The organism is Nocardioidaceae bacterium, from assembly GCA_018672315.1.
In the GTDB taxonomy this organism is placed as follows: Bacteria; Actinomycetota; Actinomycetes; order Propionibacteriales; family Nocardioidaceae; genus TYQ2.
The window spans coordinates 3,002,713-3,028,370 of sequence record CP076053.1 but is presented as its reverse complement, the minus strand read 5'-3'; the positions used below and the strand labels follow the sequence as shown (position 1 = coordinate 3,028,370).

The window sequence follows — 25,658 nt, the reverse complement described above, 5'->3', positions numbered from 1 at the left end:
TGCGACACGCACGCTCACCGCGGTCAAGCGGTCTAGACCTCTGTGGCGTCGATTCGCACCGAAGCGTCCGACATCGTCCTGACGTCCTGTCTGAACCGGGACCGATCTGCATAACCGCGCTTCACAGGGGGCGTTGAGACACCACGATCGACCCATCGTCCACGCCTTCGTCCAGCGCCAGGGAGCCCCCATGTCAGGCAAGCACACCGCACGGCGACTCGCCGCCGTCACCACCGTCGCCGCAGCGGCCCTCACCAGCGCCTCGCTCGCTCCGACCGCGGCGGCCGAGCGCGACACCTCGGGATGGAGCCAGACCGGTTACGCCTTCCAGAACAACTCCTGGGCGGCGCGCATCACCGCTGTCGACGACCTGCGCACCGTGCGTCTGAACTCCAGCCGCATCGACTGCACCCGCTCCACGGGCCGTCTCTCGCGCAACGACCTGGCCCAGACGCTGGGCGGTGACATCGCGAGCTCCCTGGAGGAGTACGGCGTCAACCTCTCAGGCCTCTCCGGAACCAACGTCACCTACAGCGAGGGCGGGCGCAACGGCTCCCGCGCGACCAACGTGATCGGCGACATCTCGATCGCGCCGCCGCTCCCCGACGGCATCGCGGGCAGCGCCGGACGCATCGTGCTCACCAACGTCACCACGGTCGCGGACGCCTACGAGGACGCCGACGGCTTCCACGCCGACACCGACATCTCCTGGGGCGACCTGGAGCTCGAGCTGCCCAGCAGTCCGCAGCTGGAGCCCCTGACCAAGCCGGCGCAGCAGCTGGTCGACCTGTTGACCAAGACGGTCAACGACACCGTCATCAAGCAGGTGGTCCAGCTGCTGATGGACACGCCGGTCCCGATCGAGATCCCGGGACTGGTGAGCTTCGACCTCGGCTACGAGCGCCAGGTCGAGAAGAAGGACTTCGCCATGGCCGGTGCGTACGGGCTGCTCATCGAGGTCGCCGACAACGGCCGCACCAACGGTCCGAAGATCGAGCTGGGCCGCGCCTACGCCCGCACCGACGGGCGCGCGCCGTCCGGCGTCATCAACGGGTACGCCGCCGCCATGGACTCGACCGGCCTCATCGACCGCTACGGCTCGGCCAAGATCCCCTGCGTCGGCACCGGCGGCAAGGTCCGCACCGAGAAGGTGCGCGGCCTCTCGATCGGCGACCTCGCGGTCATCGGGGGCGGCACCAACAGCTACATGGGCAAGCAGACCGCAGACGGTGACGTCGTCGCCTGGGCCAAGTCCGAGACGAAGTTCATCGAGGTGCCTGCCCTGGACCTGCGCCTGCAGGACATCGTCGGACGCGCCTTCGTCAAGCAGCGCGCCGGGCGCATCCTGCGGACCAACATCAAGGGCAGCACCGTCGGTAGCCTGATCGTCGGCGGCGAGCGACTGGACCTGCCCAAGCCCGGCAAGCGCATGCGGCTCCCCGGGGGTGCCATCCTGCGGACGCTCGTCCAGATCCCGAACGGTCGCGGCCTCTCGGTGGCCTCGGCAGTCCTCGACATGCCCAACGACGGGCCCCAGCTGAAGTTCGGCGTCGCGAACGTCATCGCGAAGCGCCGCTGAGACCGGCGCACCCCCGGCCGGACCCCTCGCCCTCCCGGCGGGGGGTCCGACCGCGTCCGGCCGAGGGTCGGGGAGATCCCCGGCACACCGGCGTGTCGGATGCCTCCGGACCTGGCGACTTCGCATGGGCGAGGGGCTAGCCTGGCGCGTGCACGTCACGCGCCGTGCGCACCTCACGCAGACCAGCAAGCCCGCATCGGAAGAGGCGAAGCAACCCGTGGCCGAGTCGCCGACAGACAACGCATCCTTCGGAGCCAACGAGTGGCTCGTCGACGAGATGTACGAGCAGTACAAGAAGGACCCGGACAGCGTCGACAAGGCGTGGTGGGACTTCTTCGAGGGCCAGGACGACGGCGGCTCGAGCAACGGCTCGGGCAACGGCGCCTCGGCGAAGACGCCCTCGAACGGCGCGACCGGGCAGGAGTCGAAGCCGAAGCAGGCTGCGGAGAAGAAGACCGAGCCCAAGCAGGCTGCGAAGAAGACCGAGCCCAAGCAGGCCGCGCAGAAGGACGAGAAGGCCGCGACCTCGAAGGCCACCTCCGCCTCGGACAAGCCGACGACGAAGGAGCCGGAGAAGAAGCCGAAGCCCGAGGCGTCGGACGACCCGGACAAGACCACGCTGCGCGGCGCTCCGGCCCGCACCGCGCAGAACATGGAGACCTCGCTCCAGGTCCCGACGGCCACCAGCGTCCGCTCGGTGCCGGTCAAGCTGCTGTGGGACAACCGCATCGTCATCAACAACCACCTCGCCCGCGCCCGCGGCGGCAAGGTGAGCTTCACCCACCTCATCGGCTTCGCGCTGGTCAAGGCGCTGGGGGCCGTCCCGGCGATGAACAACTCCTACGAGGAGATCGACGGCAAGCCCCACCTCGTGCAGCCCGCGCACGTCAACCTCGGCCTCGCGATCGACCTGCCCAAGGACGACGGCACCAGGCAGCTCCTGGTCCCCTCGATCAAGGCTGCGGAGTCGATGGACTTCGCGGAGTTCTGGACGGCGTACGAGGAGCTGATCCGCAAGGCGCGCAACGGCAAGCTGCAGATCTCCGACTTCGCCGGCACCACCGTCAGCCTGACCAACCCCGGCACCATCGGCACGAACCACTCCGTTCCTCGGCTGATGCAGGGACAGGGCCTCATCCTGGGCGTCGGCTCGATGGACTACCCGCCGGAGTACCAGGGCGCCGCTCCGGAGACCATCAGCCGCAACGCGGTCAGCAAGGTCATGACGCTGACCTCCACCTACGACCACCGTGTGATCCAGGGTGCGCAGTCGGGCGAGCTGCTGGCGAAGCTGCACCAGCTGCTGCTGGGGCAGGACGGCTTCTACGACGAGATCTTCCGTGCACTGCGGATCCCGTACCAGCCCATCCGCTGGGCGACCGACATCGCGACGAACCACGACAACGACATCTCCAAGCAGGCGCGGGTGCTCGAGCTGATCCACGCCTACCGGGTGCGCGGCCACATGATGGCCGACACCGACCCGCTGGAGTACCGGCAGCGCAGCCACCCCGACCTCGACGTCGAGACGCACGGCCTGACGATGTGGGACCTCGACCGCGAGTTCGCGACCGGCTCCTTCGGCGGCTCGGACCGTCCGTTCATGAAGCTGCGCAACATCCTCGGCATCCTGCGCGACTCCTACTGCCGCACCGTGGGCGTGGAGTACATGCACATCATGGATCCCGACCAGCGGGCCTGGCTGCAGAAGCGCATCGAGCAGCCGCACCAGAAGCCTCCGCGCGAGGAGCAGCTGCGCATCCTGCACAAGCTCAACGAGGCCGAGGCCTTCGAGACCTTCCTGCAGACCAAGTTCGTCGGTCAGAAGCGCTTCAGCCTCGAGGGCGGCGAGACGACCATCCCGCTGATCGACGAGATCTGCGAGAGCGCCGCCGAGGTCGGCCTCGACGAGGTCTGCATCGGCATGGCCCACCGTGGTCGGCTCAACGTGCTCGCGAACATCGTGGGCAAGCGCTACAGCCAGATCTTCCGCGAGTTCGAGGGCAACATCGACCCGCGCACCGTGCAGGGTTCCGGCGACGTGAAGTACCACCTCGGCGCCGAGGGACTGTTCTCCTCCGACCGCGGCGACACCATCAAGGTGTCGGTGGCAGCGAACCCGTCCCACCTCGAGGCCGTCGACCCCGTCCTCGAGGGGATCGCCCGGGCCAAGCAGGACGTGCTCAACCGGGGCGAGGAGTTCCCGGTGCTGCCGCTGCTGGTGCACGGTGACGCGGCCTTCGCCGGCCAGGGCGTCGTCGCGGAGACCCTCAACCTCTCCCAGCTGCGCGGCTACCGCACCGGCGGCACGATCCACGTCGTCGTCAACAACCAGGTCGGCTTCACCACGGCCCCGACGTCGTCGAGGTCCTCGCTCTACTCCACCGACGTCGCGCGCATGGTGCAGGCGCCGATCTTCCACGTCAACGGCGACGACCCCGAAGCCTGCATCTACGTCGCACGGCTCGCCTTCGAGTACCGCCAGGCGTTCAACAAGGACGTCGTCATCGACCTGGTCTGCTACCGCCGGCGCGGTCACAACGAGGGTGACGACCCCTCGTACACCCAGCCGCTGATGTACGACCTCATCGAGGCGAAGCGCTCGGTGCGCAAGCTCTACACCGAGTCCCTCATCGGTCGCGGTGACATCACGCTCGAGGAGGCCGAGCAAGCGCTCAAGGACTTCCAGCAGCGCCTGGAGAACGTCTTCAGCGAGGTGCGCGAGGCCTCGAGCTCCCCGGACCCCGATGAGTGGACGACGGTGCCGGACTACCCGGAGAAGTCGACCAGCACGCGCGGCACCTCGATCAGCCGCGAGGTGCTCAAGCGCATCTCCGACGCGCACACCTCCGCGCCCGACGGCTTCACGGTGCACCCGAAGGTCAAGCCGCAGCTCGACCGCCGGGCAGGCGCCATCACGGACGGACCGATCGACTGGGGTACCGGCGAGATCCTCGCGTTCGGTTCCCTCCTCCTCGACGGCCGCCCGGTGCGTCTCGCGGGCCAGGACTCCCGGCGAGGCACCTTCGTGCAGCGCTTCGCGACCGTCATCGACCGCACCGACGCCCGCGAGTGGACCCCGCTGGCGAACCTGTCGGAGGACCAGGCGTCGTTCTACGTCTACGACTCCCTGCTCAGCGAGTACGCCGCACTCGGCTTCGAGTACGGCTACTCCGTGGCGCGACCCGATGCGCTGGTGCTCTGGGAGGCCCAGTTCGGCGACTTCGTCAACGGAGCCCAGACGGTCATCGACGAGTTCATCACCGCCGGCGAGACCAAGTGGGGCCAGCAGTCCGGGGTGGTCATGCTGCTACCGCACGGCTACGAGGGCCAGGGGCCGGACCACTCCTCGGCGCGCATCGAGCGGTTCCTCACCATGGCCGCCGAGGACGCATTCACCGTCGCGCAGCCGTCGACGCCGGCGAGCTACTTCCACCTGCTTCGTCGCCACGCGCTCGGGGACGAGCACCGACCGCTGATCGTCTTCACGCCGAAGTCGATGCTGAAGCGCAAGGACGCCGCGAGCCAGCCCGAGGACTTCACCTCCGGTGAGTTCCGTCCGCTGATCGGTGACGACACGGTCGATCCCGACCAGGTCACCCACCTGGTGCTGTGCTCGGGGCGCGTCACCTGGGACCTCGTCAAGGAGCGTCAGAAGCAGCAGGGCGACTCCCCGACGACGGCGATCGCCCGCTTCGAGCAGCTCTACCCGCGGCCGGTGCGCGAGCTGAAGGCCGAGATGGCCAGGTTCCCGAACCTCACCGACGTGCGCTGGGTGCAGGACGAGCCCGCCAACATGGGTCCGTGGCCGCACCTGAAGCTGAACCTGTGGCCCGAGCTCGACCTGGAGGTCACCCGGGTCTCGCGTCCGGAGTCCTCCTCGCCGTCGGTGGGCCAGGCCTCCCGTCACCAGGAGGAGAACAAGTCGCTCATGCGGGACGCCTTCGAGCGTCGCGGACGCTGACCGCGGTCGGCGGAGGAGTCGGCCCGGTGTACTTCACCGACCGTGGGATCGAGGAGCTGGCGGCCCGCCGGGGGGACGAGGAGGTCTCGTTCGCCTGGCTGGCCGAGCGGCTCGTGGAGTTCGTGGACGTGCATCCCGACCACGAGAACGCCGTCGAGCGGCTCGCCACGTGGCTGGCGAGGCTCGACGACGCGGACGACGACCTCTAGCCGCGCGGACGCACCTGCAGGTCGGTCACCGTGGAATCGGAGGGCAGGTCGAGCACGGTGAGGATCGCGTCGGCCACCGTCTGCGCGTCGGACCACTCGGCAGGGTCGTAGTGCTTCCCCTCCTGCTCGTGGACCTTCTGCTGCATCGGCGTCGCGGTGCGCCCGGGGTAGACCGACGTGACGCGCACGCCGCTGTCGGTCTCCTCGTCACGCAGCGCCTCGGCGAGACCACGTAGCCCGAACTTGCTCGCCGCGTACGCCCCCCAGGTCGCCTTCGCACGGAGCCCGGACCCGCTGTTCACGAAGACGACCGTGCCCTGCGCACGCCGCAGCGGGCCCAGCGCGATGCGCGTCAGCTCGGCCGCGCTGACGAGGTTGACCGCCAGGGTGCGGCTGAGCTCGACGTGGTCGAGGTCCGCCACGCTCGTGAGCTCCACGACACCCGCGGAGTGCACCACCGAGTCGAGGCGGTCCGGCAGGTCGTCCTCGAGGCCGGCCACGGTGGAGGGCTGACCGAGGTCGGCCACCACCGCCCTCGCACCGGCGAACTCGCGCTCGAGTTCCCCTGCGCGGTCACCGCTGCGCGCGACCAGGAGAACCTCGTCGCCCCGCGCGAGCAGGGATCGCACCAGGGCGGACCCGATGCCCGAGCCGCCGCCGGTCACGAGGTGCGTACGCCGCCGCCCCTGGCTGGTCGTGTCCTGCGCCGGGCTCACCGGGTGAACACGATCTTGCCGAAGACGTCACCTGCCGCCATGGCGGCGAAGCCGTCGCGCGCCTCGGTCATCGGGATCTCCCGGTCGATGAGCGGGGCGGTGCCGGTGGCGTCGAGGAGGCTGACGAGGCCGGCGAGCTCCTCGCGGGTGCCCATGGTCGACCCGTGGACACGCAGCTGCAGGAAGAAGATGCGCGTGAGCTCGGCCTGGTCGGGGTTCGGACCTGACGTGGCACCGGAGATCACGATCGTGCCGCCGGGGCGCAGGCTCTTCACCGAGTGCGACCAGGTGGCCGCACCGACGGTCTCCATCACGGCGTCGACCTTGCCGGGGAGCCGCTGCCCCGAGTCGAACGCCTGATGGGCACCCAGCTCGACGGCCTTGGCCTGCTTCGCCTCGTCGCGACTCGTTGCCCAGACCTGCAGTCCCGCGGCACGAGCCAGCACGATCAGGGCCGTGGCGACCCCGCCGCCCGCCCCCTGGACGAGCACCGTCTGCCCGGGCTTGAGGTCGGACTGGGTGAAGAGCATGCGGTACGCCGTCAACCACGCCGTCGGCAGGCAGGCAGCCTCCGCGAAGCTCAGGGACTCCGGCTTGGCAACGATGTTGCGCCGCGGAACGACGACCTGGTCGGCGAAGGTGCCCTGGTGCTTCTCGCTCAGCAGCGACCGTCTCGGGTCGAGCGTCTCGTCGCCGATCCAGGCGGGGTCGGAGACCACGGCGTGCACGAGCACCTCGTTGCCGTCGTCGTCGACGCCCGCGGCGTCGCAGCCGAGGATCATCGGCAGCGCCTCCTCGCGCAGCCCCACACCTCGCAGCGACCACAGGTCGTGGTGGTTCAGGGAGGCGGCGCGGACGTGGACACGCGCCCACCCCTCGGGCACCTCGGGGTCCGGACGTTCTCCCACCGTCAAGGCGGACAGCGGGTCGTCGGAGGAGAAGGAGTCGGCGTAGACGGCGAACATGCCTCCGACCCTAGCCTTCGGCGGGGGCGCCTGGCAGTCCCCGGTGGGTCGCCGGTCAGTCGCGGGGGGTGGCAGCGGCGGCCACCGCTGAGGCCACCGCCGGGCCGACCCTCTTGTCGAAGGGCGACGGGATGATGTAGTCCTCGGCCAGGTCCTCGCCGACGAGGTCGGCGAGGGCGCTCGCCGCGGCCAGCTTCATGTCCTCGGTGATGCCGTTGGCCCTCGCGTCGAAGGCGCCGCGGAAGATGCCGGGGAACGCCAGCACGTTGTTGATCTGGTTGGGGAAGTCGCTGCGACCCGTCGCGACGACCCGGGCGTACTTGTGGGCCACGTCGGGGTGGACCTCGGGGTGGGGGTTGGCCAGCCCGAAGATGATCGCCTCGTCGGCCATGGTCGCCACCACCTCCTCGGGGACGGTGCCGCCGGAGAGCCCGATGTAGACGTCGGCGCCTTCCATGACCTCGGCGAGCGTGCCGCTGCGGCCGGTGAGGTCTGCTGTGGTACGCGCCATCGCGGTCTTGACCGGGCTCAGGTCGGTGCGCTTGCTGGACAGCACGCCGCGGCTGTCGAGCACGGCGACGTCGCGCAGACCGGCGGAGAGCAGGATGCGGGTGACGGCCACGCCTGCAGCCCCGGCACCGGAGACGACGACGCGCGTCGCGCTCATCTCGCGCCCGGTGATCGTGAGGGCGTTCTGCAGGGCGGCGAGCGCCACCACGGCGGTGCCGTGCTGGTCGTCGTGAAAGACCGGGATGTCGAGGGCCTTGCGCAGACGGTCCTCGATCTCGAAGCAGCGGGGCGCCGAGATGTCCTCGAGGTTGATGCCGCCGAAGCTCGGGGCCAGGCGACGCACCGTCTCGATGATCTCCTCGGTGTCGGTCGTGTCCAGGCAGATCGGCACGGCGTCCACGCCGCCGAACTGCTTGAACAGGACCGCCTTGCCCTCCATCACCGGCATGGCGGCCTTGGGACCGATGTCGCCGAGGCCGAGCACGGCGGTGCCGTCGGTGACGACGGCGACCGTGTTGTTCACCCAGGTGTACGTCGCGGCGAGCGTCTCGTCCTCCGCGATCGCCTCGCAGACGCGCGCCACGCCCGGGGTGTAGGCCATCGACAGCTCGTCGGGGCCGGCCAGCTCCACGGTCGAGCGGATGTGCATCTTGCCGCCGCGGTGCAGCTCGAAGACCGGGTCGCCGGCGAGGTGGTCGGGCACGGGTTGCGGAGTCGGGCGGGGCGTCTCGGGCATGGCGCGATCCTGGCACAGCGGCCGGATCCACCCGGGTCCACCCCGACCCGCCTCAGAGCCGCCGGGGGGACGGCCAGACCCTCGCGACGACCACGGCGACCACATCGGCACGCGGTACCGCGCCGACGCTCCACGAGTCGACACCCTCCGCCGGGTTGTCTCGCTCGACCCACCACGACCCGTCGGGCTCCCGGTGACCGAGCCGCTTGACGGCCACGACGCCGCCGGGCAGGCGGACGACCGCGACCCTGCCCGGCCGGGCCTCGCCCCGGTAGTCCGCGAGCAGCCGGTCCCCGTCGGCGAGGGTCGGTCGCATGGACCTCCCCCGGACGACGGCCAGTCCCCACCGGCCGGGGCCGGACGGGTCCTTCGCGCGACGCACAGGCATGACACCTCCGGAGGGCGGGAACGTGGCTCGGGACCGAGTGTGCGCGAGCGGGCCGAACCCGGCCGGCAGCGTACGAGAGGATCCCCGAGGACGTCGCCCGCGGCCGCGCTGGCCGCTAGTGTCCGAGTCGGGAGCATCCCGGCCCGGCACCAGCCGGGAGCCGACACCGATTGCGACACCGAGAGAGAGAGTGACGCGAATGTTCGCCAAGCTGTTCGCCCCGACCATCGAGGTGCAGGCGCACTGCGACCTCCCCTGCGGCGTGTACGACCCCGCCCAGGCCCGCATCGAGGCGGAGTCGGTCAAGGGCATCGCCCAGAAGATGGCCGACAACGACGACCCCGACTTCCGCGCTCGCGGCATCCTCATCAAGGAGGAGCGCTCGGAGCTGGTCAAGCACCACCTGTGGGTCCTGTGGACCGACTACTTCAAGCCCCCGCACTTCGAGAAGTACCCGCACCTCCACACGCTCTTCAACGAGGCCACCAAGCTCGCCGGCACCGGCGGCACCAAGGGCCACCACGACGTCGAGACGGCCGACAAGCTGCTCGGCAAGATCGAGGAGATCTCCGACATCTTCTGGGAGACCAAGAAGAGCTGAACCACCCCCGCGACGCGCCGGTCACCTCAGCAGAGGTGACCGGCGCGTGGCTGTCCGGACCGCTCGGTAGGGTCGGGGCGGCGGTCCGTCATCGCCCTCGGCTCCACACCGGCTCGACCACGGCTCCACCACCGCACGAACTCAGGAGAGACAGTGTCCACTCCCCCCGCCCCCGACGCTGCCGGCCAGGCGGCCGACATCGAGCTGCGGACGCCCGCCGACAGCGCGTACCTGTCGGTGCTGCGCACGACCGCGGCCGGCCTCGCGGCGCGACTCGACTTCACCCTCGACGACATCGAGGACCTGCGCATCGCCGTCGGCGAGGCAGGGGCGATGCTCCTCCCGCAGGCCGAGGTCGACAGCAGGCTCGAGGCTGGCTTCAGCATGAGCCCCGGGCAGCTGACCGTCGAGATGACAGTCACCGCGCAGACGCCCACGGCGCCGGCGCGCGACGACTTCGCCTGGCAGGTGCTCACCGCGCTGACCAGCGAGGTCGACGCGAGCGTGAGCGACTCGACCCTCACGCTCGTGCTCACCCGACGAGCGTCGACCGCGGGCTGAGAGCGTGAGCATGTACCGCGGCTCCCGCTCAGCCGACGAGACACGGGCCAAGAGCGCCGCCTTCTTCGCCGAGATGCACGAGGCTGAGGCCGACGGCAACGAGGTGCGCCAGCACGTGGTGCGCGACCAGCTGGTGCAGCTGCACCTGCCGCTGGTCGACCACTGCGCCCGGCGGTTCCGCAACCGCGGCGAGCCCTACGACGACCTGCTCCAGGTCGGCACGATCGGGCTCATCAAGGCGGTCGACCGCTTCGACTCCGACCGTGGCGTCGAGTTCTCGACCTACGCCACCCCCACCATCGTGGGCGAGATCAAGCGTCACTTCCGCGACAAGGGCTGGACGATCCGGGTCCCTCGCCGGCTGCAGGAGCTGCGGCTTGCGATCGGCGCGGCGACCGGCGATCTCACCCAGGAGCTCGGACGCTCCCCCACCCCCTCGGAGCTCGCCGAACGCCTGGACGTCAGCGTCGAGGACGTCATCGAGGGCATCGAGTCCTCCGGCGCCTACTCGACCCTCTCCCTGGAGTCGGGCGAGAGCGAGGACGGTGTCGGCAGCCTGCTCGACACCATGGGCGACGTCGACAGCAACATCGCCACGGTCGACGTACGCGAGTCCCTCAAGCCGATGCTCGCGCAGCTGCCGGACCGCGAGAAGAAGATCCTCATGCTGCGCTTCTTCCGCGGCATGACCCAGTCCCAGATCGCCGGCGAGATCGGGGTCAGCCAGATGCACGTGTCGCGTCTGCTGAACCGCACCCTCACGCAGCTGCGCGAGGGTCTGGACCAGGAGGACTGAACCGGCGCCTCGGCGCCGGGACGCGTCACTCGGAGTCGAGGTACTCCGAGGACGCGGGGTTGAGCAGGCCGGCGAGCGCCACCAGGGCGTACACGGCCAGGCCGATGGCCGCGACCGGCACGGACCGGAAGTTCCAGGCCAGCCCCAGCTGCACCAGCTGCACCACCAGCACGGGCCCGCGCGCCAGGGTCCAGCGCCGTGTCAGGCCGAAGGCGGACACGCACAGGAGCAGCCCCAGGCCGAGGAAGAAGACCGTCGTCGTCGCGCCCATCACCAGGCGGTCGGCGTTCACCGAGACCGCCTCGGCGATCCCCAGGGCCAACAGCACCATGCCCTGGACCGCGGCGAGGCTCGCGGCGACGGACAGAGGTGCGGGCGGGCGCGAGGCGGCGTAGGATCCTGACACGGGAGCATCGTAGGCACTCCGTGCCACCTCGGCCGTGAGACGAGCCGGGCTGGACCAGCCGTGCCTGCTGCCCCTGTGACCCACTCGACCAACCGCAACCCTTGTCAGTGACACGGGTTGTTGCCAGAGTGGTGCCTTCCGGCCGACACGGCCGTCTCCTGCGCCGACGTCGCGACCCGACCGAGGCTCCTCGCCGTCGCGAGCAGGACCCCGATCCCACCGCACCCCCAGTATGTGAGGAGCTCCCGCCCGTGGACTGGCGAGACCGTTCAGCCTGCCTCGACGAGGACCCGGAGCTGTTCTTCCCCATCGGTAACACCGGCCCCGCGATCCTGCAGATCGAGGAGGCCAAGCTCGTCTGTCGCCGTTGCGAGGTGCGCGAGCAGTGCCTCGCCTGGGCCCTCGAGGCCGGTCAGGACCACGGTGTCTGGGGCGGCATGAGCGAGGACGAGCGACGCGCCCTGAAGCGGCGCAACGCCCGCGCCCGGGTCCGCACCAGCGCCTGAGCCCGGCCGCACGCCGCTCACAGGGGTACGACGACCCGCGCGATCGTCCCTCCCCCGTCGTCGGCGTCGAGGGTGAAGGTGCCGCGGAGCTCGGAGTCGACGAGCGTCCTCACGATCGACAGGCCGAGGTGCCCTGCTGCCGCCTGCTCGAGATCCGCAGGCAGACCGACGCCGTCGTCGACGACCTCGACGACGAGCTCCTCGACGCCCTCGATGACCGTGTCCCCCCGGGCAGGGACCACGGGGTCGCCGGACGAACGACGCCGGACGCGTGCTGCGCGCAGCTCCACGTGACCCGCTCCCTCGGCTCCGAACCCGTGCTCGAAGGCGTTCGCGAGCAGCTCGGTGAGCACCATCGCGAGGGCGGTGGCCTGGGCTGACCCCACCTCGCCGAAGCTGCCCGTCCGGTGCGTCGTGACGGCGCCGCGGCTCGTCATGTCCGTCACCGCGGCGCGCAGGCGGTCGGCGACCTCGTCGAAGGCCACCCGTTCCTCGGGCGCGAGGCTCAGTGTCTCGTGCACCAGCGCGATCGACCCCACCCGGCGCACGGCCTCCTCCAGTGCTCCGCGCCCGGGACCGTCGAGCCGCCGCGCCTGCAGCCGCAGCAGGGCGGCGACGGTCTGAAGGTTGTTCTTCACCCGGTGGTGGATCTCGCGGATCGTGGCCTCCTTGCTCAGGAGCTCGCGGTCCCGCCGCCGCAGGTCGGTGACATCGCGGACCAGCAGCAGGGAGCCCGCGTCCCCCGCCTGGGTCCGCAGCGGTACCGAGTGCACCGCGAGGCTCACCACGCCGTCGCCGATCTCGAGGTCGGCCGCGACGCGACCTCCCATGACGGCGCCGAGACGCTCCTCGTCGTCACGCCGTTCCGCCGCCACGAGGGTGCGGGTGAGGCTCGGCAGGTGGTGGCCCTGCAGATCGGCGGCGAGCCCCAGGCGACGGAAGACCGACTGCGCGTTGGGGCTGGCGTAGGTCACCCGTGCATCAGGGCCGAGGCGGACGAAGCCGTCGCCGACACGCGGCGAGTCCGGCGCCGTGCCACCGGTGCCGGGCGGTGGGAACGCCCCCGTCGTCATCATCTCCACGAGGTCCCCCGCGGTCGCGAGATAGCTGCGCTCCAGCGGTGAGGGGGTCACCGTGCCACGCACGCCCGTGGCCCTGGTGGCAACCGCTGCCACCGCCCCGCCCGGACGGCGTACGGGCACCGCCTCCACGTGCAGGGCCCGCGGGCTGTCCGCGCGGTCCTCGATCTCACCCGCGACGGGCTGCTGGCGCAGCACCGTGCCCTCGGCCTCGGCCCGGTGGAGGAGCGCGGCGAGGGCGGGCGGGGCGGAGGAGCCGACGAGGTCCTCGACGTACGCGGTCGGCGCGGTGGTCGGCCGGACCTGGGCGACGGCACGCCAGGCCCCGCCCTGCCTGGTCCACAGCACGAGGTCGGCGAAGGAGAGGTCGCTGACGACCTGCCACTGCGCGACCAGGCGCTGCAGCCAGTCGGCGTCCGCGGGGCTGGCGCCGCCGCGGACCAGCTCGGTGACCATGGCCGACATGACGACAGGCTAGAGGGCACCCGCGTCCCGACCTCGTGACCGGTAGCGTGCGCGACATGAGCGACGACGGTCACGACGAGCCCACCGCACCAGCCACCGCCGAGGACGCGCACCGCGCCGAGGGTGAGCTGGAGGGCCACGGCGGCGTCCACGCGGTCGCGGCCGCGCGAGCACACGGCGTCGAGACCATGTTCACCCTCTCGGGCGCCCACGTGTTCCCGATGTACGACGCCGCGGTCAAGCCCGAGCCCACCATGCGACTGCTCGACGTACGCCACGAGCAGACCGCGACCTTCGCGGCCGAGGCGACGGGCAAGCTGACCCGACGGCCCGGACTCGCGGTGCTCACGGCCGGACCCGGCGTCACCAACGGCGTCTCCGCGATCGCCCAGGCGAACTTCAACGGCGTCCCGATGGTGGTCGTCGGAGGGCGTGCCCCGGCCAACCGCTGGGGACAGGGCAGCCTCCAGGAGCTCGACCACCCGCCGATCGTGGAGTCGGTCAGCAAGCTGGCGCGCACGATCCACACCGTCGAGGAGATCCCCGGCGGCATGGACCAGGCCTTCACCGTGGCCGGGTCCTCCCACCGCGGCCCGGTGTTCGTCGACGTGCCGATGGACCAGTTCTTCGACACCACGACGGCCGCGGCCCCGATCCCGCCGTCGCCGGCGCCCCTCGAGCCCGACGGCGACGCCGTGGCGGCCGTCGTCGACCTGCTCGTACGCGCGGAGCGTCCGGTGCTCGTCATGGGCACCGACGTGTGGACCGACGGCGCCGAGGACGCCGCACTGCGTCTCGTCGAGGGCCTCGAGCTCCCCACGCTCACCAACGGGATGGGCCGCGGTCTCGTGCCCGGCGGGCACCCGCTCCTGATGACGAAGGCCCGGGGTGCGGCGCTGAACCAGGCCGACCTCGTGGTGGTGATCGGCACCCCGCTGGACTTCCGGCTCGGGTACGGCCGCTTCGGCGGCAAGGACGGTGCCGACCCCGCGCGGGTCGTGCACGTCGCCGACTCCCCCGGACAGGTCGCCACCCACGCCGACCTCGCTGTCTCGGTCGCCGGTGACCTCACCCTCGTGCTCGACGGCATCCACGCCGGGGTCACCGACGGCGACCGGCGCCCCGACTGGGGGCGCTGGACCGAGCAGCTCGCCGACATCGCCGCGAAGAAGGCGGCTGAGGACGAGAAGCTGCTCACTGCCGAGGCCGACCCCATCCACCCCGCACGCATCTACGGCGAGCTGCTCCCCCGGCTCGCCGACGACGCCGTCGTCATCGGCGACGGGGGTGACTTCGTGTCGTTCGCCGGCAAGTTCGTGGAGCCACAGCGCCCCGGCTGCTGGCTCGACCCGGGCCCGTACGGCTGCCTCGGCGCCGGTCTCGGTGCCTCCATCGCGGCGCGCATCGCCCGACCCTCCTCCCAGGTCGTCACGCTCTTCGGCGACGGCGCCGCAGGCATGAGCCTGATGGACGTCGACACCCTGGTGCGCCACGACCTGCCCGTGGTCATGGTGATGGGCAACAACGCTGCGTGGGGCCTGGAGAAGGGTCCGATGCAGATGCTGTACGGCTACGACGTCGCTGCGGACCTCTCCCGCGACACGCGCTACAGCGAGGTCGTGAAGGCGTTGGGTGGCGCCGGGGAGCGCATCACCGACCCGCGCGAGATCGGCCCTGCCCTCGACCGGGCGTTCGCGTCCGGCGTGCCGTACCTGCTCGACGTGGTGACCGACGTGGACGCGGCCTACCCGCGCAACACCTTCGGGATCTGACCTGGACCCCGCGCCCCCGGCGGGGCCAGTCGTCCGGCGCGCGACCGCGGACGACCTGCCAGCGGTCGGTGCGCTGACGCCCGCGGCGTACGCGCCGTTCCTCGAGCCCGAGGACCCCTACGCCGATCGTCTGCGCGACGCCCGACGGCGTCACGAGGAAGCCGAGCTGTGGGTCGCGGTCGACCCCGACGGCCCACTCGTCGGCACGGTGACCACGTGCCCGCCGGGCTCACCCTGGCGCGAACGAGCCGTCGAGGGCGAAGGGGAGTTCAGGATGCTCGCCGTGGCGCCGTCGGCACAGGGCCGCGGAATCGGCGAGCTGCTGCTGCGGCACGTGCTCGGCCTCTTCACCGACCGCGCGTACGACGGGGTCGTGCTGTCCTCGCTGGACCGGATGCACACCGCGCACCGGCTCTACGCCCGTCACGGCTTCGTCCGCGACCCCGGCCGCGACTGGACCCCGACCCCCGGGGTGCACCTGCTGGTCTTCGTACGCCGGCTCTGAGGTGCGGACGGTGCCGCAGGTGCCGAGGGCGCGACGGGGTCGGTCAGGACCCGAAGCCCGCCTCGTCCACCTCGGCCCGCCGCACGAGGGCGCGGGCGACCACGGTGCCGTCGCCGTGGGTCGCCTCGACCTCGAACTCCCAGCGGCGCCCCTCGTGGGAGGCGAGGGTCGCCGTCACGACGACCTGCTCCCCGACCGGGCTGGGGCGCAGGTGGTCGACCTCGACCCGGGTGCCGACCGTCGTACGCCCCGGGGCGAGCCCCACCTGCTCGGCCAGGGCGACGGTGGCCGCCTCGCACCAGGCGACCACCCTCGGTGTGCCGAGCACCGCGACCGTGCCCGACCCCACCGCCGCGGCGGTGTCCTCCGCGGTCACCTCGAACCGTCGCGTCGTGCGGGTGCCTGCGGCGTCGTCGCTCATGGGCGCATCGTGCCCCATGGCCGCCGGGATGAGAGGATGAACCCACTGGACCCCACCCCGTAGGAGGCGACATGGGCAAGACAGGACGCAAGCGCCGCGCGCGCAAGAAGAAGAACGCCAACCACGGCAAGCGGCCGAACGCCTGACCCGCACGGGTCAGCGCGGGGCCAGAGCCCCGGAGACACGAGCCCCCGACCGGTGACCGGTCGGGGGCTCGTGCGGTGTCCGGGCCGTCGCGGACGCAGGTGAAGCAAGGTCAGCTGGAGGTCAGCTGGAGGTCAGCGCTCGTCGCGCTGGACCCAGGTGCGGCTGGCGCGGGTGACGGTGCCCTCGGGTCCGGAGGAGCGCTCGTACGTCGTGTGCACGTACGTCTCCACCGACGCGCCCTGCTCGCCGGCGGCGTCGTCGCCGACGCCCTCGCGGATACGGCCGCGTACCCGGTCCAGCAGGCCCTGCGGTGCGAGCTCGCTGCACGACCGGGCGACGAGCGACTTCACGATGCGGTCGATGTCGTACTCGGAGTGGCACGGACCGCACTGCTGCAGGTGGGCGGCGACGACGCGGTGGTCGACCTCGCCGAGCTCGTCGTCGAGGTAGGCGACGACCTGCAGGACGTAGTCCTCGCACGGCGTCGTGCCCGAGCAGTCACCCACGCGCGGGACGGAGTCCCCGGCCTCGGGGCCCGTCATGAGAGGACCTCCGCGTCGGCGGTGGCCACCCGGTCGTCGGCCGCCTCGGCGCCACCGCGCACGTAGTCCGCCAACGCCTCGCGCAGCTGCTTGCGGCCGCGGTGCAGACGGGACATGACCGTGCCGATGGGCGTGCCCATGATCTCGGCGATCTCCTTGTACGCGAAGCCCTCCACGTCGGCGTAGTACACCGCCATGCGGAAGTCCTCGGGCAGCGCGGCCAGCGCGTCCTTGACCTCCGAGCCCGCGAGCTTGTCCAGGGCGTCCATCTCGGCGGAACGCAGGCCCGTGGAGGTGTGGGCCTCGGCGCGCGCGAGCTGCCAGTCCTCGAGCTGGTCGGCCATCGACTTCTGCGGCTCGCGCTGCTTCTTGCGGTAGGTGTTGATGAACGTGTTCGACAGGATGCGGTAGAGCCACGCCTTGAGGTTGGTGCCCTCACGGAACTGGTGGAACGAGCCGAACGCCTTCGCGTACGCCTCCTGCACCAGGTCCTCGGCGTCGCTGGGGTTGCGTGTCATGCGCATCGCGGCGGCGTAGAGCTGGTCGAGGAACGGCAGGGCGTCACGCTCGAACCGCGCGGCACGCTCGGCGTCGGTCTCCTCCGCGCGGACCCGGTCGTCGGGGTCGTCGCCGACCTCGATCGCGAGGTCGCTGGCTGCGGGCAGGCCGGGCTCGGGAGCGTCCGCGGTCTCAGGGTGCTGGGTCATCGTCGGCAAGCCTAGCCGCGGCCCCGTGGCGGGGCCGACGACCCGGACCGGCCGGGGCGGGGCTGTGCAGGTAGGACTCACGCACGGTGCAACCGGCGCGGGACCGCCCCTATTCCGTGCCCCGCTCCCCGGCGATGCGGTCCACGGCGCGTCCCACGGCCGCGGCGACCTGGTCCAGCGCCTGCTCCGTCGAGGTGCCCGCGGCGGCTCCGGCGCGTCGAGGCACCGCGAAGGAGTGGTCCGCCAGCGGGATGCCCACGACCTCCCCGAAGTCCGTCACGGGGTCGCGGCTCGCGAGCACCCCCTCGATCTCCGCGGGCCCGCCGAAGCTGTCGCGCTCTCCCTGTACGACCACGAGGGGCGTGCCGGCGCCCACCGCCAGCAGCTCCCCGGCACGGCTGCGCTCGGGGCGACCCGGCGGGTGCAGGGGGAACGCCAAGACCACGACTCCGGCCGGTCCGTCGGCGTCGACTGTCGCCGCGACGCGGCACGCGGACCTGGCTCCCGCGCTCCTCCCCCCGAGGACGAGCGGTGAGGACGTGCCGCCCGGCTGCATCCACAGCGTCGCCAGCACCGCGCGCAGCGCCTCGTCCAGGGACGCCGGGTTGCCGGCGACGCGACGGCCGGCGACACGCCAGGGCTGCTCGAGCCGGAGGACGGTGACGCCGGTGGCGGGCAACCGCTCGGCGAGCACGGCGAGGTCGGGGGCCTCGACGCCCCCGCCCGCACCGTGGCCCATCAGCAGCCGGGCCCGCTCCGCGCCGCGAGCGGCATCGACGTGCAGCCTCGCGGGTCCCCGGGGGGTGTCGACCTCGAGGACCTCGCTCACGCGTCGTCGCCCAGCAGTGTCTCCTCCGCGGGCAGCGGCTCGAGCAGCTCGGCGGAGTTGTTGCGTACGTTGCCGACCGCCGGGCTCACCGGCCACGCCCGCAGGCTGCCGGGCGCCGCGGGCCTCAGCAACCCCAGCAGGGTGTCGCGGTCGTCCTGGCCCGGGTCGAGCCATGCCTCGTACGACCCGGGCTCGAGCATCATCGGCATGCGGTCGTGGATGCGGCCCACGTCGTCGGTCGCGGTGGTCGTGATCACCGTCGTCGTCCACAGCCAGCGGTCCGGGTCGTCGTCCGCCTTCTGGGGGTCGGGCCACATCTCGAACAGTCCGGCCATCACCAGCAGCCCGCCGTCCGCCGGGGAGATGAAGAACGGCTGCTTGCGGGGCTTGCCCTTGGCGGTGAGGGACTCCGTCTCGTACCACTCGTAGTAGCCGTCGGCGGGCAGCAGGCACCGACGCCGGGCGAAGGCGGCGCGGAAGGCGGGTTTCTCGGCGACGGTCTCGGCGCGGGCGTTGATCATGCGGGATCCGATGCCCGGGTCCTTCGCCCAGCTCGGCACCAGGCCCCAGCGCAGGGTGCGCAGCTGCTTCGCGCCCGGGCCCCCCTCGTCCCGCGCGGGACGCTGCACCACCGCCGGCACCTGCGTGGTCGGCGCGACGTTGTAGTCCGGGGTCAGCGGGCGTTCACGGAGCGCAGGCGCGACCTCGTCGACGGGCAGCTCCTCGAGGAGCTCCTCGACCTTGCGGGTGGAGGCGTAGCGACCGCACACGGCGCCCACCGTACCGTCGGGCCGTCCCGGATTACATCGTAAGGCTGTCCGACGTCGTGTGCTTGCCCACCGGATCAGCGGGTAGAGGCGGACCATGACGATCTCTCGACGCCTCGCCCGACCGCTCCTGGCCACCTCCTTCATCGTGGGTGGCTCGCTGGCCATCTCCAAGCCCCAGATCTTCTCCGGTGACGTGCGCCCGCTGAAGAAGAAGGTCGCCGCCCAGGTGCAGGAGGCCGACGTCGACGTGCCGGTCCCCGACGACGCGACGCAGGACGTGCGCATCTGGGGCGCTGTGCACGTCGTCGGCGGACTGATGCTGGCCACCGACCGCGCCCCGCGTCTGGCCTCCACGGTCCTCGCCGCCTCGATGGTGCCGACCATCGCCGGCACCCACCGCTTCTGGGAGAAGGACGGCGAGGAGCGCGTACGCGACGCCGTGCACTTCGCCAAGGACACCTCCATCCTGGGCGGTCTGCTCATCGCGGCCCTGGACAAGGAGGGCCGGCCGAGCATGAGCTACCGCGCCGGCAAGGCCGTCAAGGACGCCAGGCGCGAGGCCAAGCACCTCGGTGTCCACGCCGGCCAGGAGGTCCGGGCCCAGAAGAACAAGCTGTCCTGACCCCGGTGTCTCCCCGCCCCGCCCCCGGGCAGCCGTCGGCACCGTGGGCGAGACTGGCTCCATGAGCCACCGCGACACCGATCTCTACGCGGCCCCGCACCCGGTCGACCCGGTGCGGGGTCGCGTCGTGCTCCCCGGCTCCAAGTCGCTCACGAACAGGTACCTGATCCTGGCCGCGCTGGCGACAGGACCCTCCGTGGTGCGCCGCGCCCTGCGCTCCCGCGACACCGAGCTCATGGCCCGCGCCCTGACCGCGCTGGGTGCCCGGGTGGACACCGCCGGGGAGGACTGGACGGTCGAGCCCGGCCGGGCCGGGGGCAACACGTCCGTCGACTGCGGCCTCGCCGGCACCGTGATGCGGTTCGTGCCCCCGGTCGCCGCGCTGGGTGAGGGCGCCGCCCGCTTCGACGGGGACCCGCATGCGCGTACGCGCCCGATGGGCGAGGTGCTCGTCGGTCTGCGTCAGCTCGGTGTGCAGGTGGAGGACGAGCGCCGCGGGACGCTCCCGTTCACGGTGCACGGCACGGGGTCGGCGCGGGGCGGCCGTGTCGTCATCGACGCCTCCGCCTCCTCGCAGTTCGTCTCCGCACTGCTCCTGGCCGGTGCGGCGTACGACGAGGGCGTCGAGGTCGTCCACGAAGGGCGCCCCGTGCCCTCGCTGCCGCACATCGAGATGACCGTCGCCGCGCTCCGCACCCAGGGCGTCGAGGTCGAGACGGGACCTGACCGATGGCGCGTCACGCCTGGTCCGGTGGCGCCCGTCGACGTGAGGATCGAGCCGGACCTGTCCAACGCCGGGCCGTTCCTCGCCGCCGCCGCCGCGACCGGAGGTGAGATGCGCGTGGCCGACTGGCCCGACTCCACGCAGCAGGCAGGCGACGCCTGGCGCGACCTGCTGGCGCGGATGGGTGCGGAGATCTCCCGTGACGGTGGTGACCTCGTGGTGCGAGGCCCGGCCGACGGGGCCCTGCAGGGCATCGACGTCGACCTGCACGACCTGGGCGAGCTGACCCCGGTGCTGGCCGCTCTCGCCGCGACCGCGACGAGTCCGTCGCACCTGCGCGGCATCGCCCACATCCGCGGTCACGAGACCGATCGGCTCGCGGCGCTGGCGACCGAGCTGACCCGGCTCGGCAGCGACGTCACCGAGCACGAGGACGGGCTGACCATCCGCCCCGCCTCGCTGCACGGGGCGACGTTCGGCACCTATGCCGACCACCGCATGGCCCACGCCGGCGTGGTGCTCGGTGCCGTGGTGCCCGGCGTCCACGTCGAGGACGTCGCGACGACGGCGAAGACCTTCCCCGGCTTCGCCGACGTCTGGGACGGCCTGCTGGCCCCGACCGGGGTCGGGGCCGGCCCGTGAGCCGTCGCTACACCGACCGGGACCCGGAGTACTACGAGCGCCCGAGGCGGCGTACGCGCCCCCGCACCAAGGAGCGTCCCTCCTACGACGACGCCGTGCTCGGTCGCGTGGTCACCGTCGACCGCGGACGCCTGACCCTCGTGCTGGACGATCCCGGGGCCGACGACGCCGACGGAGAGCTGTGGGCGGTGAAGTCGCGCAACCTCGGACGCAAGGGCGTCGTTGTCGGCGACCGGGTGAAGGTCGTGGGCGACCTCTCCGGCGACGACGGGTCCCTGGCCCGGGTCGTCGAGCTGGTGCCGCGCACCAACGTGCTGCGGCGCACGGCCGACGACTCCGACCCCGTCGAGCGCATCGTGGTCGCCAACGCCGAGCAGATGGTGGTGGTCGCGGCCCTAGCCGATCCCGAGCCGCGGGCCCGGCTGATCGACCGGGCGCTCGTCGCCGCCTTCGCGGCCGGCATGGACCCGCTGCTCTGCCTGACCAAGGCCGACCTGGCCGACCCGGCCGACCTGCTCGCCGCGTACGAGCCGCTCGGGGTCCCGGCCGTGGCCGTCGAGCGCGGCGGTGATCTCGATGCCCTGCGGGAGCGGCTCGCCGGGCGTACGTCGGTGCTCGTCGGCCATTCCGGCGTCGGCAAGTCGACGCTGGTGAACGCGCTGGTCCCCGGCACCGACCGCGCGGTCGGTGTCGTCAACGACGTGACCGGACGCGGCCGGCACACCTCGACGTCGGCGTACCTGCTCGAGCTGCCGGTCACCGACCCCGCCGCCGCACCCGCGGAGACCGACGGAGGCTGGATCGTCGACACGCCGGGCATCCGCTCCTTCGGACTGGCGCACGTCGGTCCGCAGGAGCTGCTCGGAGCCTTCGACGACCTGGAGGCGGTGACGACGGCGTGCCCGCGCGGGTGCGAGCACGCGGAGGCCTCTCCCGAGTGCGCGCTGGACGACGCCGCGGAACGCGGCGAGATCAGCCAGGCTCGACTCGGGTCGTTCCGTCGGCTGCTCGCGAGCCGGGAACGCGCCGAGGGCGACTGAGACGTCCAGCCTCTAGGGTGCGCCTGTGCCCTCCTCCTTCACCGATGACCTGCGGCTCGCCCACGTGCTCGCCGACGACGCCGACGCGGTCTCGATGGACCGGTTCAAGGCCCTCGACCTCTCGGTGCAGACCAAGCCCGACCTCACGCCGGTCACCGACGCCGACCGCGACGTCGAGGCCGGCATCCGCCGCACCCTCGCGAAGGCGCGTACGCGTGACGCGATCCTCGGCGAGGAGGAGGGGGCGACCGGCTCCGGGGACCGGCGTTGGATCGTCGACCCCATCGACGGGACCAAGAACTTCGTGCGCGGCGTGCCCGTGTGGGCCACGTTGATCGGGCTGGAGGTCGAGGGCGAGGTCGTCGCCGGGCTGGTCTCGGCGCCCGCGCTGCAGCGTCGCTGGTGGGCCACCACGGGCCAGGGCGCGTTCACCGGCAAGTCGCTGATGAAGGTGTCCTCGATCGGCGTCTCCTCGGTCTCACGGCTCGAGGACGCGTCGCTGTCGTACTCCTCCCTGCAGGGGTGGGAGGAGCGCGGCCGGCTCGAGGACTTCGTGCAGCTCACCCGTCGCTGCTGGCGCACCCGGGCGTACGGGGACTTCTGGTCCTACATGCTCCTGGCCGAGGGGGCGGTCGACCTCGCGTGCGAACCCGAGCTCGACACCCACGACATGGCGGCGCTCGACGTGATCGTGCGCGAGGCCGGTGGTCGCTTCACCTCGCTGACGGGTGTCCCCGGACCGCACGGTGGCAACGCCCTGGCCAGCAACGGACTGCTGCACGACGCCGCCCTGTCCTACGTCGGCGACGTCGACGGCTCCCCCGGTCCCCCCGGGGAGCGCGCCGGTCGTCGCCCGGGTGGTCGTCCTGTCGGTGGCTCGGTGCACGACATCGCCTCGCGCCGCCGCGGCTGAGAGGACGGCTGGTCACAGGCTGGTCGCTGGTCGGGCGCGGGTCTGGTCACCGCCGGCGAACCTCGCTACCGTCGCAGCAGGCAGTGTGAGCCACGACACGACATCCCCGACCGCGGAGGCGTCCGATGCGCATCAGTCAGATCCTGTCCGGCAAGCCCGAGCCGCGCATCGCCACGATCGCGCCGGACGCGACCCTGCGTGAGGTGCTCGCAGGTCTGGCCGAGGCCAACGTCGGCGCCCTCGTGGTCACCGAGGACGGTCACCGGGTGGTGGGCATCGTCTCCGAGCGCGACGTCGTACGCCGGCTCCATCTCGACGACGTCGGTCTCGACGCCGGGGTGCGCGAGGTGATGACCGCCGACGTGCAGACCACCGAGCCCGGCGCCGACGTCGACGCCGTGATGAGCCGCATGACCAGCGGACGATTCCGGCACCTGCCGGTCTGTGAGGACGGACGGCTGGTCGGTGTCGTGTCGATCGGGGACCTGGTGAAGGCCCGCATCGACCAGCTGGAGTTCGAGCGGGACCAGCTCGGCAGCTACGTGCAGGGCTGACCTAGGGTCGGGGGCATGAGCACCTCCGAGAAGCCCGAGATCGACTTCCCCGACGGCCCCCCGCCGACCGACCTGCAGGTCACCGACCTGGTCGAGGGCGACGGGCCCGAGGCCACCGCCGGCTCGACGGTGCAGGTCCACTACGTCGGCGTGGCGCACTCCACCGGTGAGCAGTTCGACGCCTCGTGGGACCGCGGCGAGCCGCTGCAGTTCCGCCTGGGCATCGGCCAGGTCATCAGCGGGTGGGACCAGGGCGTGCAGGGCATGAAGGTCGGCGGTCGTCGTCGCCTGGAGATCCCGTCGCACCTGGCGTACGGCGACCGGGGCGCCGGCGGCGTCATCGCGCCGGGCGAGGCCCTGATCTTCGTCTGCGACCTCGTCGCGGTGCGCTGAGTCCAGCCGATCGGCCGCGCAGCGGCTACCAGGGCAGACCGTCGTCGTACGACCCGTCCTCCGCGGCCCCGTCGACGACCTGCACCGCCTCCTCCCCCAGCGTGACGACGCTCCCGGGGCGCACCTGTGCGCCCCGGCGGGTGTCGACCTCCCCGTCGACGGTCACCAGGCCCTCGGAGATGACGGTGCGTGCCTCGGCTCCGTCCTCGACCATGCCGGCGAGCTTGAGCAGCTGGCCCAGCCGGATCATCTCGTCCCGGATCGGCACGCCCCGAGGTGCCGGTGGCTCGTCCGTCGGCAGGTCCGCCTGGTGCTCCGCGCCGCGACGGCGCCCGAAGATCCTCACGGGAGCAGGATGCCCACGGCGTGGATCACGATGCCGACCAGACCGCCGACGACGGTGCCGTTGATGCGGATGAACTGCAGGTCGCGGCCCACGTGCAGCTCGATCCGGTCGGCCGCCTCCCGGCCGTCCCAGCGCTCGACGGTGGTGGTGATGACCGAGGTCAGCTCGGTGCCGTAGCGCTGCACCGCGTACACGACCGCGTCCGCGGCCCGACGGTCGAAGCGGGCGCGGGCCCCTGCGTCACCGGCCGTCGTGCGCGCCCAGGTGACCAGGGCGGCCGTGAGCCTGCTGCGGACCGGACCCTCACGGTCCTCCAGCGCGTCGCGGAAGGAGCGCTCGAGGACTCCCCACACCGCCATGCCCGAGTCGACGAGCTGCGGCTGTTCGAGCAGTCGCAGCTTCAGACGCTCGGCGCTGGCCTGGGTGTCGGGGTCGCGCTGGAGGTCCTCGGCGACCTGCGCGAGCAGCGAGTCCAGGGCGTACCGGGCGTGGTGGTGCGGGTCGCGTGCGATGTCCTGCAGCCACCGCACCACCTCCAGGTGGAGCCGTTGCACGACCTTGTCGTTGAGGCTGGTCGGGGCCCACCAGGGCGCGCGCTCGGAGACGACGTCGATGAAGGTCTCCTCGTGGAGCTCCAGCCAGCGCAGCGCCTCGGCCACGACCAGGTCGACGACGCCGACGTGCGACCGGTCGGCCACGACCTGGGCGAGCAGGGCGCCCAGCACCTCCGCCGCCGGCTCCTCCCGCAGCCGCGGCAGGATCACGTCCTCCACGACGCTGCGGACGTCCTCGGGACGCAGCCGGTCCAGTGCCCGACCGGCGAGGTGGGCGGCCTCGTCCGCGGCACGCTCGGCGTTGGCCTCGACCGAGAGCCACTCGCACGCCCGCAGCGTCGGCTCGGATGCCAGCACCCGCTCGCGTACGACGTCCTCGACCAGGAAGTTGTCGGCGACGAAGTCCTGGAGGCTGCGCCCGAGCTCGGCCTTGCGACGAGGCACCAGCGCGGTGTGGGGCACGGGCACCCCCAGCGGGTGACGGAACAGCGCGGTGACCGCGAACCAGTCCGCGATCGCACCGACCATGCCCGCCTCGGCGGCGGCGTTGACGAAGCCCAGCCAGCCGTCGGTGTCACGGGTCAGGACGAAGACGACCGCCGCGAGGGCCAGCAGACCGGTGGCGACCAGACGCATCCGGCGCAGCCCTCGACGCCTGTCGGCATCGGTGACCGCGCCGGAGGTCGCGTCCGACGG

The 25,658-nt window shown here is 72.0% G+C and carries 28 protein-coding genes; 15 read left to right on the top strand and 13 right to left on the bottom strand.

The window, feature by feature from the left end; translation table 11 throughout:
• The first annotated feature begins 190 nt into the window (after positions 1-190).
• The 3 genes from KLP28_14600 to KLP28_14590 all read left to right on the top strand — a co-directional run bounded on the left by KLP28_14600 (position 191) and on the right by KLP28_14590 (position 5,752).
• Positions 191-1,579 (top strand): hypothetical protein, encoded by a 1,389-nt coding sequence (locus tag KLP28_14600; protein QWC84774.1) that lies wholly within the window; start codon positions 191-193, stop codon positions 1,577-1,579.
• A gap of 124 nt (positions 1,580-1,703) precedes the next feature.
• Positions 1,704-5,543: a multifunctional oxoglutarate decarboxylase/oxoglutarate dehydrogenase thiamine pyrophosphate-binding subunit/dihydrolipoyllysine-residue succinyltransferase subunit gene (locus KLP28_14595; GenBank protein QWC84773.1), complete on the top strand. Its 3,840-nt coding sequence runs from the start codon at positions 1,704-1,706 to the stop codon at positions 5,541-5,543.
• Between the two features lie 26 nt (positions 5,544-5,569).
• Complete coding sequence (locus tag KLP28_14590; GenBank protein QWC84772.1) at positions 5,570-5,752, top strand: hypothetical protein; 183 nt, start codon at positions 5,570-5,572, stop codon at positions 5,750-5,752.
• Here KLP28_14590 and KLP28_14585 read toward each other — a convergent pair.
• The 4 genes from KLP28_14585 to KLP28_14570 are packed head-to-tail and all read right to left on the bottom strand — an operon-like array spanning position 5,749 to position 9,067.
• Complete coding sequence (locus KLP28_14585) at positions 5,749-6,468, bottom strand: SDR family oxidoreductase (protein ID QWC84771.1); 720 nt, start codon at positions 6,466-6,468, stop codon at positions 5,749-5,751. The genes KLP28_14590 and KLP28_14585 overlap by 4 nt on opposite strands.
• Positions 6,465-7,433: a zinc-binding dehydrogenase gene (locus tag KLP28_14580; protein QWC84770.1), complete on the bottom strand. Its 969-nt coding sequence runs from the start codon at positions 7,431-7,433 to the stop codon at positions 6,465-6,467. The genes KLP28_14585 and KLP28_14580 overlap by 4 nt, the downstream gene beginning before the upstream one ends.
• A 55-nt stretch (positions 7,434-7,488) precedes the next feature.
• Positions 7,489-8,679 carry an NADP-dependent malic enzyme gene (locus tag KLP28_14575; protein QWC84769.1) on the bottom strand — a complete coding sequence of 397 codons (1,191 nt, stop codon included), beginning with the start codon at positions 8,677-8,679 and terminating at the stop codon, positions 7,489-7,491.
• A gap of 52 nt (positions 8,680-8,731) precedes the next feature.
• Positions 8,732-9,067, bottom strand: coding sequence for a S24 family peptidase (locus KLP28_14570; GenBank protein QWC84768.1), 336 nt, complete (start codon positions 9,065-9,067; stop codon positions 8,732-8,734).
• A gap of 199 nt (positions 9,068-9,266) precedes the next feature.
• Here KLP28_14570 and sodN point away from each other — a divergent pair, with 199 nt between their 5' ends.
• From sodN to KLP28_14555, 3 genes are all read left to right on the top strand, one after another.
• Positions 9,267-9,668 (top strand): superoxide dismutase, Ni, encoded by a 402-nt coding sequence (gene sodN / locus KLP28_14565; GenBank protein QWC84767.1) that lies wholly within the window; start codon positions 9,267-9,269, stop codon positions 9,666-9,668.
• A 153-nt stretch (positions 9,669-9,821) separates the two neighbouring features.
• Entirely contained in the window at positions 9,822-10,229 is a 408-nt protein-coding gene (locus KLP28_14560) for an anti-sigma factor (GenBank protein QWC84766.1), read from the top strand.
• Positions 10,230-10,239: 10 nt separating this feature from the next.
• Positions 10,240-11,025, top strand: a complete 786-nt coding sequence (locus KLP28_14555) for an RNA polymerase sigma factor SigF (protein QWC87001.1) — start codon at positions 10,240-10,242, stop codon at positions 11,023-11,025.
• A gap of 25 nt (positions 11,026-11,050) precedes the next feature.
• Here the strand turns inward: KLP28_14555 and KLP28_14550 are convergent, their stop codons facing one another.
• Positions 11,051-11,431 (bottom strand): hypothetical protein, encoded by a 381-nt coding sequence (locus KLP28_14550; GenBank protein QWC84765.1) that lies wholly within the window; start codon positions 11,429-11,431, stop codon positions 11,051-11,053.
• Positions 11,432-11,682: 251 nt separating this feature from the next.
• Here KLP28_14550 and KLP28_14545 point away from each other — a divergent pair, with 251 nt between their 5' ends.
• Positions 11,683-11,937, top strand: a complete 255-nt coding sequence (locus tag KLP28_14545) for a WhiB family transcriptional regulator (protein QWC84764.1) — start codon at positions 11,683-11,685, stop codon at positions 11,935-11,937.
• A 17-nt stretch (positions 11,938-11,954) separates the two neighbouring features.
• On the opposite strand, the gene KLP28_14540 is transcribed toward KLP28_14545, so the two are convergent.
• A complete protein-coding gene (locus KLP28_14540) occupies positions 11,955-13,481 on the bottom strand; it encodes a PAS domain-containing sensor histidine kinase (GenBank protein ID QWC84763.1) in 1,527 nt (508 codons plus the stop codon).
• Positions 13,482-13,537: 56 nt separating this feature from the next.
• Between KLP28_14540 and KLP28_14535 the strand changes: the two genes are divergently transcribed.
• Both KLP28_14535 and KLP28_14530 read left to right on the top strand, forming a co-directional pair.
• A complete protein-coding gene (locus KLP28_14535) occupies positions 13,538-15,253 on the top strand; it encodes an acetolactate synthase (GenBank protein ID QWC84762.1) in 1,716 nt (571 codons plus the stop codon).
• Position 15,254: 1 nt separating this feature from the next.
• The gene (locus tag KLP28_14530; protein ID QWC87000.1) at positions 15,255-15,758 is read left to right on the top strand and encodes a GNAT family N-acetyltransferase; all 504 of its coding nucleotides are present in this window, start codon (positions 15,255-15,257) and stop codon (positions 15,756-15,758) included.
• Between the two features lie 43 nt (positions 15,759-15,801).
• Here the strand turns inward: KLP28_14530 and KLP28_14525 are convergent, their stop codons facing one another.
• From KLP28_14525 to KLP28_14505, 5 genes are all read right to left on the bottom strand, one after another.
• The gene (locus KLP28_14525; GenBank protein QWC84761.1) at positions 15,802-16,179 is read right to left on the bottom strand and encodes a thioesterase; all 378 of its coding nucleotides are present in this window, start codon (positions 16,177-16,179) and stop codon (positions 15,802-15,804) included.
• A 278-nt stretch (positions 16,180-16,457) separates the two neighbouring features.
• Positions 16,458-16,868, bottom strand: a complete 411-nt coding sequence (gene rsrA, locus KLP28_14520) for a mycothiol system anti-sigma-R factor (GenBank protein QWC84760.1) — start codon at positions 16,866-16,868, stop codon at positions 16,458-16,460.
• Entirely contained in the window at positions 16,865-17,575 is a 711-nt protein-coding gene (locus tag KLP28_14515) for a sigma-70 family RNA polymerase sigma factor (protein QWC84759.1), read from the bottom strand. The genes rsrA and KLP28_14515 overlap by 4 nt, the downstream gene beginning before the upstream one ends.
• A gap of 109 nt (positions 17,576-17,684) precedes the next feature.
• Positions 17,685-18,404 carry a hydrolase gene (locus tag KLP28_14510; protein QWC84758.1) on the bottom strand — a complete coding sequence of 240 codons (720 nt, stop codon included), beginning with the start codon at positions 18,402-18,404 and terminating at the stop codon, positions 17,685-17,687.
• Positions 18,401-19,174 carry an SOS response-associated peptidase gene (locus tag KLP28_14505; protein QWC84757.1) on the bottom strand — a complete coding sequence of 258 codons (774 nt, stop codon included), beginning with the start codon at positions 19,172-19,174 and terminating at the stop codon, positions 18,401-18,403. The genes KLP28_14510 and KLP28_14505 overlap by 4 nt, the downstream gene beginning before the upstream one ends.
• A 94-nt stretch (positions 19,175-19,268) precedes the next feature.
• Here KLP28_14505 and KLP28_14500 point away from each other — a divergent pair, with 94 nt between their 5' ends.
• The 6 genes from KLP28_14500 (at position 19,269) to KLP28_14475 (ending at position 24,062) form a co-directional block, all read left to right on the top strand.
• Positions 19,269-19,796: a DoxX family protein gene (locus KLP28_14500; protein QWC84756.1), complete on the top strand. Its 528-nt coding sequence runs from the start codon at positions 19,269-19,271 to the stop codon at positions 19,794-19,796.
• Positions 19,797-19,857: 61 nt separating this feature from the next.
• Positions 19,858-21,162: a 3-phosphoshikimate 1-carboxyvinyltransferase gene (gene aroA, locus KLP28_14495; GenBank protein ID QWC84755.1), complete on the top strand. Its 1,305-nt coding sequence runs from the start codon at positions 19,858-19,860 to the stop codon at positions 21,160-21,162.
• A complete protein-coding gene (rsgA, locus tag KLP28_14490) occupies positions 21,159-22,202 on the top strand; it encodes a ribosome small subunit-dependent GTPase A (GenBank protein QWC84754.1) in 1,044 nt (347 codons plus the stop codon). The genes aroA and rsgA overlap by 4 nt, the downstream gene beginning before the upstream one ends.
• A gap of 25 nt (positions 22,203-22,227) precedes the next feature.
• Positions 22,228-23,115 carry a histidinol-phosphatase gene (gene hisN / locus KLP28_14485; GenBank protein QWC84753.1) on the top strand — a complete coding sequence of 296 codons (888 nt, stop codon included), beginning with the start codon at positions 22,228-22,230 and terminating at the stop codon, positions 23,113-23,115.
• 125 nt (positions 23,116-23,240) lie between these two features.
• Positions 23,241-23,669: a CBS domain-containing protein gene (locus tag KLP28_14480; protein QWC84752.1), complete on the top strand. Its 429-nt coding sequence runs from the start codon at positions 23,241-23,243 to the stop codon at positions 23,667-23,669.
• A 15-nt stretch (positions 23,670-23,684) separates the two neighbouring features.
• On the top strand, positions 23,685-24,062 hold the full coding sequence (locus KLP28_14475) for an FKBP-type peptidyl-prolyl cis-trans isomerase (protein QWC84751.1): 378 nt from the start codon (positions 23,685-23,687) through the stop codon (positions 24,060-24,062).
• 25 nt (positions 24,063-24,087) lie between these two features.
• On the opposite strand, the gene KLP28_14470 is transcribed toward KLP28_14475, so the two are convergent.
• Together KLP28_14470 and KLP28_14465 are read right to left on the bottom strand one after the other, a co-directional pair.
• Positions 24,088-24,324: an RNA-binding S4 domain-containing protein gene (locus KLP28_14470; GenBank protein QWC86999.1), complete on the bottom strand. Its 237-nt coding sequence runs from the start codon at positions 24,322-24,324 to the stop codon at positions 24,088-24,090.
• Positions 24,325-24,404: 80 nt separating this feature from the next.
• The gene (locus KLP28_14465; protein ID QWC86998.1) at positions 24,405-25,598 is read right to left on the bottom strand and encodes a DUF445 domain-containing protein; all 1,194 of its coding nucleotides are present in this window, start codon (positions 25,596-25,598) and stop codon (positions 24,405-24,407) included.
• Positions 25,599-25,658 lie beyond the last annotated feature (60 nt).

Bases quoted from the DNA above. Each gene is read 5' to 3' on its own strand.
- KLP28_14600 (QWC84774.1), top strand. From the start codon at position 191: ATGTCAGGCAAGCACACCGCACGGCGACTCGCCGCCGTCACCACCGTC.
- KLP28_14595 (QWC84773.1), top strand. From the start codon at position 1,704: ATGGGCGAGGGGCTAGCCTGGCGCGTGCACGTCACGCGCCGTGCGCAC.
- KLP28_14580 (QWC84770.1), bottom strand. From the start codon at position 7,433: ATGTTCGCCGTCTACGCCGACTCCTTCTCCTCCGACGACCCGCTGTCC.
- KLP28_14575 (QWC84769.1), bottom strand. From the start codon at position 8,679: ATGCCCGAGACGCCCCGCCCGACTCCGCAACCCGTGCCCGACCACCTC.
- KLP28_14570 (QWC84768.1), bottom strand. From the start codon at position 9,067: ATGCCTGTGCGTCGCGCGAAGGACCCGTCCGGCCCCGGCCGGTGGGGA.
- sodN (QWC84767.1), top strand. From the start codon at position 9,267: ATGTTCGCCAAGCTGTTCGCCCCGACCATCGAGGTGCAGGCGCACTGC.
- KLP28_14555 (QWC87001.1), top strand. From the start codon at position 10,240: ATGTACCGCGGCTCCCGCTCAGCCGACGAGACACGGGCCAAGAGCGCC.
- KLP28_14540 (QWC84763.1), bottom strand. From the start codon at position 13,481: ATGTCGGCCATGGTCACCGAGCTGGTCCGCGGCGGCGCCAGCCCCGCG.
- KLP28_14535 (QWC84762.1), top strand. From the start codon at position 13,538: ATGAGCGACGACGGTCACGACGAGCCCACCGCACCAGCCACCGCCGAG.
- KLP28_14525 (QWC84761.1), bottom strand. From the start codon at position 16,179: ATGAGCGACGACGCCGCAGGCACCCGCACGACGCGACGGTTCGAGGTG.
- rsrA (QWC84760.1), bottom strand. From the start codon at position 16,868: ATGACGGGCCCCGAGGCCGGGGACTCCGTCCCGCGCGTGGGTGACTGC.
- KLP28_14515 (QWC84759.1), bottom strand. From the start codon at position 17,575: ATGACCCAGCACCCTGAGACCGCGGACGCTCCCGAGCCCGGCCTGCCC.
- KLP28_14500 (QWC84756.1), top strand. From the start codon at position 19,269: ATGACGATCTCTCGACGCCTCGCCCGACCGCTCCTGGCCACCTCCTTC.
- aroA (QWC84755.1), top strand. From the start codon at position 19,858: ATGAGCCACCGCGACACCGATCTCTACGCGGCCCCGCACCCGGTCGAC.
- KLP28_14480 (QWC84752.1), top strand. From the start codon at position 23,241: ATGCGCATCAGTCAGATCCTGTCCGGCAAGCCCGAGCCGCGCATCGCC.
- KLP28_14475 (QWC84751.1), top strand. From the start codon at position 23,685: ATGAGCACCTCCGAGAAGCCCGAGATCGACTTCCCCGACGGCCCCCCG.
- KLP28_14465 (QWC86998.1), bottom strand. From the start codon at position 25,598: ATGCGTCTGGTCGCCACCGGTCTGCTGGCCCTCGCGGCGGTCGTCTTC.